Source organism: Streptomyces sp. MZ04, from assembly GCF_004684775.1.
Classification (GTDB): domain Bacteria; phylum Actinomycetota; class Actinomycetes; order Streptomycetales; family Streptomycetaceae; genus Streptomyces.
In genome coordinates, this window is the sequence record NZ_SRIC01000353.1 from 1 (window position 1) to 7,563 (window position 7,563).

The following is a 7,563-nucleotide window of genomic DNA, read 5'->3' on the forward strand; positions in this document are numbered from 1 at the left end:
GACAGCCACGGGGGATCACGGGGGATCACGGGGGAAAGAAGCAGCAGGACCGGAAGGCCGGGGGGTCTTTCCGGTCCTTCTGCTTTTTGCGCCTAAACCGGCGCCGCTCTCGCGGATCGGGTGCTCGCCGTGGTGGTTGCTCAATTGATGGTTGCGGAATTCCTGGCCTTCACACACCGGCCGGCAGCAGCGGCGGCCACCCGCCCCAACGCCTCGTCGCGCCCGCAGGGATGCGCGCCCAGCGCGGCCTGCCGCGCAACGATGGCCCGCTCGGCCCGCATCAGCCGCCACCCCCTCCGCAGGAGGAACGGCACGGACTTGCGCCCCTCGCGAAGGTCCCGCAGCAGCCGCCGCCGGAAGGTGGTGGACGGCCGCCCCCGAAGACAGATCGCGTCGGCGAGCACGCCGATCTCCCCGCACTGTTCGACGATGTCCGCCGCGAAGATCCCCTCCGCGATGAACAGCGGCGTGCGCTCGATGTCCATCGCGGACTCGCCCGTACGGGAGCTGGTGGAGATGTCGTAGACGGGGACGTTCGTACGTCCCGTACGGCACAGCCGCTCGATGGCGGCGACGGCGGTGTCGCGGTCCCAGGCCGCCGGGGAGTCCCAGTCGATGTCGGCGCTGCCCGGCACCTGCGGCAGCGTCGGGTCGTCGCTCTCCTTGTAGAAGTCGTCGAGGCACAGGACCGGAAGCCCGGAGCGGGCGGCGAACGACGACTTGCCGGAGCCGGAGGGCCCTGCGAGCAGCACGACGCGGGTGGGTATCGGGGGATGGGAACTCACGAGAGACCAGTGTGCGGCATTGAGCCGCTCAGGCGACCCCATGGGTCGGGCTTTGGTGCCCGTGTCACACCTCAACTACGCTACGTGTGCATTCGATTACCCAACAGGGATATGGGCGGTAGACCGATGGCACGAAACTCAGCAGGCCCCAAGTCCTTCTCGCGCGCCCTGCTGCGCGCGGGTCTGACCGTCGCCGTCGCGGGGGCGGCGCTCGGGGTCGGCGGCGCGGCGGCGGCGAGCGCGGCGCCGGAGCCGGCTGCTCCGCAGGCGGCCGATGATGTGACGGCGGCGGGCGCGGGGCTGCTCCAGGCGGTGCAGGGCGGCCTCGGGCCTGCCAAGGACCTGAAGCTCAACCCGCTCGCCGGTACGGGCGTCGACCCGCTCGACAATGCGGTGGGCGCCAGCGTCGCGGACTTCAAGCCGATCACCACGGCGGCGGCGACGGGGCCGCTGGCCGGTGGGGCCTCGCTCGATGAGTTGCCTCTGGTGGGGCCGGCGACGGGGCTGTTGCCCGGCTGATTGCTCCTCTGCGGGTGCGCCGTGGCTGGTCGCGGAGTTCCCCGCGCCCCTTCGGGGCACGGGTGCTCTGCTCGCAGACAGATCATTCCCTCCGCAGCGGTACCTCCCGAACCAGCCACGCCACCGCGAACGCCGCGGCGCCGAGGAGAGCCGTCCCGAGCATCACCCCGTGCAGCCCGCCGGTGACCGCCGTACGCACCGTCTCGCGCACCCCGTCGGGCATCCCCTGGACGGCTTCGGGCGTCCAGGATGTGCCGCCCTCCGGCATCCCGCCCGAGTCCAGCCGGCTGGAGTAGACCGCGCCGAGCACCGCGACGCCGAGCGAGCCGCCGATCGTGCGGAGGAGTGTCGCGGTGCCGGTGGCGGCGCCCATGTCGCGCGGTCCGGCGCTGTTGATGGTGATCAGCAGGGTGCTCTGCATCAGGAAGCCCATGCCGGTGCCCAGTACGAGGGTCAGCGCGGAGGTCACGGCCGTCGGGGTGTCCGCGCCGACCGCCAGGAGCGCGAGCCCGCCGACGGCCGTCAGCGCGCCGCCGACGATGGGGTACGCGCGATAGCCGCCGCCGTTGGCGGTGATCCGCCCTAGCAGGAGCTGCGCCCCGAACATGCCCGCCATCAGCGGAAGCAGCAGCATGCCGCTGGCCGTCGACGATGCGCCGCGTACGAACTGCATGTACTGCGGCAGATAGCTGGTCGCCCCGAGCATGGCGCCGCCCACCAGGAAGCAGAGGATCTGGGCGAGCGTGAAGTTGCGGTCGGCGAAGAGCCGGGGCGGGATGATCGGCTCGGCGGTCCGCCGCTCGACCCGGGCGAACCAGACCAGGGCGCCCGCGCCGAGCGCGCCGAGCCCGAGGATCTGCGGCGACGCCCAGCCGTACGTGGTGCCGCCCCAACTGCCGAGCAGGGTGAGGGCGAGGATGCCCGCGGAGAGCAGTGCCGCTCCCTGGTAGTCGATCCGGGCCTTCACGCGCTCGGTGCGCAGGTGAAGCCGCAGGGCGATGATGAGCAGGGCGATCGCGCCGATGGGCACGTTGACGTAGAAGACCCAGCGCCAGTCGAGGTGGTCGGTGAGGAAGCCGCCGAGCAGCGGTCCGCCGACCAGTGCGACGGGCATCATCGCGCCGATCATCGACTGCGAGCGGCCCGCCCGCGACGGCGGCAGCATGACGCCGATGATCGAGATGGCGCCGACCATGAGGCCGCCCGCGCCGAGCCCCTGCACGGCACGGAAGGCGATGAGCTGCCCCATGTCCTGGGCGAGCCCGGAGAGTACGGAGCCCGCGAGGAACACCGTGATCGACCAGACGAAGCTGCCCTTGCGTCCGTACAGGTCGCCGAGCTTGCCCCAGATCGGGGTGGAGACGGACGCGGTGAGCAGATAGGCGGTCACCACCCAGGAGAGGTGGTCGAGGCCGCCCAGGTCGCCGACGATCGTGGGCAGGGCGGTGCCCACGATCGTGCCGTCGAGCAGGCCGAGCATCAGGCCGAGCAGCAGCCCGAAGAGGACGAGCTTGGAGGGGCCGCCCTCGGGGGACGGGGCCGGTGCGTCGTCCGGTGTCGGCGGGACGCTCGTCTCTTCCGTACGTTGACTCATGGTTCCCCCAGTGGAATTGATGTGACGTCAGGCGGCGTACGGGCGAACGGACTTCGCGTCTCGGCCGCCGTGTTCACGGCCGGGTCGTCGACGGCCCCGTCCGTGCCGAACATGCCGTACGCGTTGTGGAACGAGGGCCTCCTCGACGCCGGGTGCGGGCGGCTGTCCGAAGGCGGGCAGGACGGTGGGCAGCGCGGTCTCGGCGAGGTCGACGACGTCGGCCTTCATGTCGTCGCGCCGGTCGAGGTGCCCCGTCAGCCACCGCGTGACGACGGGTGCGAAGCGGCCCTCGCGGGTGCTGCCGACGACGACGGCGATCTGGAGCGGCCGATCGGTGCTGCTGGCCATGGGGCCCCCTGGAGATGGCGAGTGAATGAATGTGTACGGCGTATCTGGATGCGTACAACGTACACGTCAGTGTGTACAGCGTCTACTGAGGGATACGTTGTACGCTGAGCGCTCGACGGAGAGGAGCCCGGTTGTGGCTGGCCAGAAGAGGGACGGCAAGGCGGCGCCGGACAAGTCGCTCTGGGAGCGTCTTGAACAGCCGGCCGCGCCCCGCGCCTCGCTGACGCTGGAGCGGATCGGGGCCGTCGCGGTGGAGGTCGCCGACGCGGAGGGCTTCGCCGCCGTCACCATGCGCCGGCTCGCCACGGAGCTGGGGGTCGCGCCGATGGCCGCGTACCGCCATGTCTCGGGCAAGGACGATCTGTGGGCGCTGATGGCCGAGCGGGTGGCGGCCGAGGTCGTGATCCCCGAGGAGCTGACCGGCTGGCGCGAGGTGCTGCGGGAGTTCGGCCTGCTGACCCGGGAGTCGATGCGGCGCCACCCTTGGGTGGGCCAGCTGCCCACGGCGACCTTCGTCCTCACGCCGGGTCGGCTGGCCATCGCCGAGCGGCAGTTGGCCGCCCTCGACGGGCTCGGCCTCGACGAGGACACGATGATGGTGGCGTTCCGCACCGTCAGCGCCTACGCGCACGGCGCGGCCTCGTCCGAAGTGGCCCTGCGGGAGTGGACCCAGGCCGAGGGCTGGTCGTCCGGCGCCGAGATCCGGCTCGGCCTCGCGCCTCAGATGACGTACCTCATGGAGACCGGCCGCTACCCCACGTACCGCCGCCACGGTCTGCGGGCGACGCGCAAGGACGATCCGACCTGGGCGTTCGAGACGGGCCTCGAGTGCGTCCTCGACGGGATCGCGGCGCGGTTCGGGATCTGAGGCCGATGAAAGGGCGAAGCCCCGGCCCTCCTGGACGGAGGAGGGCCGGGGCTTCGCCGCGGGGAGATGGCTCGGGTCAGTACGAGGAGCCGGACGCGCCCAGCGAACCCGTGGGGTGCCAGACCGTCTTGGTCTCCAGGAAGGCCGTCAGGCGGTGCGTGCCGGGGTCGGCCGACCAGTCGATCGAGTCCACAGGCTGTGGACGGACGACGCGCTTGAGGTTGTCGGCGGCCGCGACCTCGAGCTCCTTGGCCAGTACGTCGTCCTCGACGCCCGCCAGGTCGATCGCGTTCACGTCCTGGTGCGCGGCGAGCGACGGGGTGATCTCCGCCGTACGGCCGGACAGGATGTTCACGACGCCGCCCGGCAGGTCGGAGGTGGCGAGCACCTCGCCCAGCGAGAGCGCCGGGAGCGGGGAGTCCTCGCTCGCGATCACCACGGCCGTGTTGCCCGTCGCGATCACCGGGGCGATGACGGAGACCAGGCCCAGGAACGACGACTTCTGCGGGGCGACGACCGTCACCACGCCCGTCGGCTCGGGCGAGGAGAGGTTGAAGAAGGGGCCCGCGACCGGGTTCCCGCCGCCCACGATCTGGGCGATCTTGTCGGTCCAGCCCGCGTACCAGACCCAGCGGTCGATCGCCGCGTCCACGACGGCGGCCGCCTTCGACTTGGAGAGGCCCTCCGCGTCGGCGACCTCCCGCACGAACTGGTCCTTGCGGCCCTCCAGCATCTCCGCGACGCGGTAGAGGATCTGGCCGCGCAGATACGCCGTCTTGCCGGCCCAGCCGCCCTGCGCCTTGCGCGCGGCCACGACCGCGTCACGGGCGTCCTTGCGGGAGGAGAGCGGCGCGTTGGCCAGCCACTTGCCCTTGGAGTCGGTCACCTCGTACACCCGGCCGCTCTCGGAACGCGGGAACTTCCCGCCGACGTACAGCTTGTAGGTCTTCAGGACCGTGAGTCGCTCAGACATTGAGGTACGCCTCCAGGCCGTGGCGGCCGCCCTCGCGGCCGTAACCCGATTCCTTGTAGCCGCCGAACGGCGAGGTCGGGTCGAACTTGTTGAACGTGTTGGCCCAGATGACGCCCGCGCGCAGGCGCTCGGCGACCGCGAGGATGCGGGAGCCCTTCTCCGTCCAGATGCCGGCGGAGAGGCCGTACTGGGTGTTGTTGGCCTTGGCCACGGCCTCTTCCGGCGTACGGAAGGTGAGCACCGAGAGCACCGGGCCGAAGATCTCGTCGCGGGCGACGGTGTGCGCCTGCGTGACGTTGGTGAAGAGCGTCGGCGCGAACCAGTAGCCGGAGGAGGGCAGTTCGCACGGCGCGGACCAGCGCTCGGCGCCCTCCGCCTCGCCGGTCTCGGCCAGGGCCTTGATACGGGCGAGCTGCTCGGCGGAGTTGATCGCGCCGATGTCCGTGTTCTTGTCGAGCGGGTCGCCGAGGCGCAGGGTGGTCAGCCGCCGCTTGAGCGCGTCGAGGACTTCCTCCTGCACCGACTCCTGTACGAGGAGCCGCGAGCCCGCGCAGCAGACCTGGCCCTGGTTGAAGAAGATGCCGGTGACGATGCCCTCGACGGCCTGGTCGATGGGGGCGTCGTCGAAGACGATGTTCGCGCCCTTGCCGCCCAGTTCGAGCGTGACCTTCTTGTCCGTGCCCGCGACCTGGCGTGCGATGGCCTTGCCGACGGCGGTCGAGCCGGTGAAGGCGACCTTGTCGACGTCGGGGTGGGCGGTCAGGGCCGCGCCCGCGTCGCCGTATCCAGGAAGGATGTTGACGACGCCCTTGGGCAGGCCCGCCTGGCGGCAGATGTCCGCGAAGAAGAGGGCACTCAAGGGAGTGGTCTCTGCGGGCTTCAGGACGACCGTGTTGCCCGTCGCGAGCGCCGGGGCGATCTTCCAGGCCAGCATCAGGAGCGGGAAGTTCCAGGGGATGACCTGGCCCGCGACACCGAGCGGCGCCGGGTTCGCGCCGTACCCCGCGTGGTCGAGCTTGTCGGCCCAGCCCGCGTAGTAGAAGAAGTGCGCGGCGACCAGGGGGAGGTCGGCGTCGCGCGTCTCCTTGATGGGCTTTCCGTTGTCGAGGGTCTCCAGGACGGCCAGTTCGCGGCTGCGCTCCTGGATGATCCGGGCGATACGGAAGAGGTACTTGGCGCGCTCGGCGCCCGGAAGCGCCGACCACTTCTCGAAGGCCTTGCGGGCGGCCTTCACCGCGCGGTCGACGTCTTCGGAGGAGGCCTGCGCGACTTCGGAGAGGACCTCTTCGGTGGACGGCGAGACGGTCTTGAAGACCTTGCCGTCGGCGGCCTCGACGAACTCGCCGTCGATGAACAGGCCGTACGACGGGGCGATGTCGACGACGGAGCGGGACTCGGGCGCCGGAGCGTACTCGAAGGGGGAAGTCATCTTGGTCAGTCCACCGTCACGTAGTCGGGGCCGGAGTAGCGGCCCGTGGCCAGCTTCTGGCGCTGCATCAGCAGGTCGTTGAGGAGGGAGGAGGCGCCGAAGCGGAACCAGTGGTTGTCCAGCCAGTCCGCGCCCGCGGTCTCGTTCACCAGGACGAGGAACTTGATCGCGTCCTTGGTGGTGCGGATGCCGCCGGCGGGCTTCACCCCGACCTGCACACCGGTCTGCGCGCGGAAGTCGCGTACGGCTTCCAGCATCAGGAGGGTGTTGGCGGGGGTGGCGTTGACGCCGACCTTGCCGGTCGAGGTCTTGATGAAGTCGGCGCCCGCGAGCATGCCGATCCAGGAGGCGCGACGGATGTTGTCGTACGTCGAGAGCTCACCGGTCTCGAAGATGACCTTGAGCCTGGCCTCGCCGGAGGCTTCCTTCACGGCGCGGATCTGCTCGAACACCGTCATGTAGTCGCCCGCGAGGAAGGCGCCGCGGTCGATGACCATGTCGATCTCGTCGGCGCCGGCCGCGACCGCCTCGCGTACGTCACCGAGCTTCACGTCGATGGCGGCGCGGCCCGCGGGGAAGGCGGTGGCCACGGAGGCGACCTTCACGCCGCTGGTGCCGACGGCCTCCTTGGCGACGGCCACCATGTCCGGATAGACGCAGACCGCGGCGGTCCTGGGGGTGCCGCGGTCGGTCGGATCCGGGTTGACCGCCTTCGCGCCGAGCGCCCGGACCTTGCCGGGGGTGTCGGCGCCCTCCAGGGTCGTCAGGTCGATCATCGAGATGGCCAGGTCGATGGCGTACGCCTTCGCCGTGGTCTTGATCGAGCGGGTGCCGAGCGCTGCGGCGCGCGCTTCCAGGCCGACCGTGTCGACGCCGGGCAGCCCGTGGAGGAAGCGGCGCAGCGTGCCGGCCGACGCGGTGGCGTCGGCGAGTGCGTGTGCGTTTGCGGGAGCAGTGGGCATGGTCACGAGGGGAGCATATCTACGCGCGTAGCGGCTGTACAGGGGTGGGTTCAAGACCGCCGCTTCACGGCGGATTCCTCCCGCC

8 protein-coding genes are annotated in these 7,563 nt (G+C 70.9%); 2 read left to right on the forward strand and 6 right to left on the reverse strand.

Annotated elements, in window-relative coordinates; all coding sequences use genetic code 11:
• Positions 1-140: 140 nt before the first annotated feature.
• Positions 141-827, reverse strand: coding sequence for an ATP-binding protein (locus E2651_RS38805; RefSeq protein ID WP_135335978.1), 687 nt, complete (start codon positions 825-827; stop codon positions 141-143).
• A gap of 84 nt (positions 828-911) precedes the next feature.
• Between E2651_RS38805 and E2651_RS38810 the strand changes: the two genes are divergently transcribed.
• Complete coding sequence (locus tag E2651_RS38810; protein WP_135335979.1) at positions 912-1,304, forward strand: hypothetical protein; 393 nt, start codon at positions 912-914, stop codon at positions 1,302-1,304.
• 82 nt (positions 1,305-1,386) lie between these two features.
• On the opposite strand, the gene E2651_RS38815 is transcribed toward E2651_RS38810, so the two are convergent.
• Together E2651_RS38815 and E2651_RS38820 are read right to left on the reverse strand one after the other, a co-directional pair.
• Positions 1,387-2,898: an MDR family MFS transporter gene (locus E2651_RS38815; protein WP_135335980.1), complete on the reverse strand. Its 1,512-nt coding sequence runs from the start codon at positions 2,896-2,898 to the stop codon at positions 1,387-1,389.
• Between the two features lie 27 nt (positions 2,899-2,925).
• Positions 2,926-3,246, reverse strand: a complete 321-nt coding sequence (locus E2651_RS38820; RefSeq protein WP_135335981.1) for an NAD(P)H-dependent oxidoreductase — start codon at positions 3,244-3,246, stop codon at positions 2,926-2,928.
• A 133-nt stretch (positions 3,247-3,379) separates the two neighbouring features.
• Here E2651_RS38820 and E2651_RS38825 point away from each other — a divergent pair, with 133 nt between their 5' ends.
• Positions 3,380-4,114, forward strand: coding sequence for a TetR/AcrR family transcriptional regulator C-terminal domain-containing protein (locus tag E2651_RS38825; RefSeq protein WP_245239485.1), 735 nt, complete (start codon positions 3,380-3,382; stop codon positions 4,112-4,114).
• A 76-nt stretch (positions 4,115-4,190) separates the two neighbouring features.
• Here the strand turns inward: E2651_RS38825 and E2651_RS38830 are convergent, their stop codons facing one another.
• Genes E2651_RS38830 through deoC form a run of 3 tightly spaced genes read right to left on the reverse strand, consistent with a single transcriptional unit; the run spans position 4,191 to position 7,478 of the window.
• Positions 4,191-5,087 carry an aldehyde dehydrogenase family protein gene (locus tag E2651_RS38830; RefSeq protein ID WP_135335983.1) on the reverse strand — a complete coding sequence of 299 codons (897 nt, stop codon included), beginning with the start codon at positions 5,085-5,087 and terminating at the stop codon, positions 4,191-4,193.
• Positions 5,080-6,516: an aldehyde dehydrogenase family protein gene (locus E2651_RS38835; RefSeq protein WP_135335984.1), complete on the reverse strand. Its 1,437-nt coding sequence runs from the start codon at positions 6,514-6,516 to the stop codon at positions 5,080-5,082. The genes E2651_RS38830 and E2651_RS38835 overlap by 8 nt, the downstream gene beginning before the upstream one ends.
• A gap of 5 nt (positions 6,517-6,521) precedes the next feature.
• Entirely contained in the window at positions 6,522-7,478 is a 957-nt protein-coding gene (gene deoC, locus E2651_RS38840) for a deoxyribose-phosphate aldolase (RefSeq protein ID WP_245239486.1), read from the reverse strand.
• Positions 7,479-7,563: the final 85 nt, after the last annotated feature.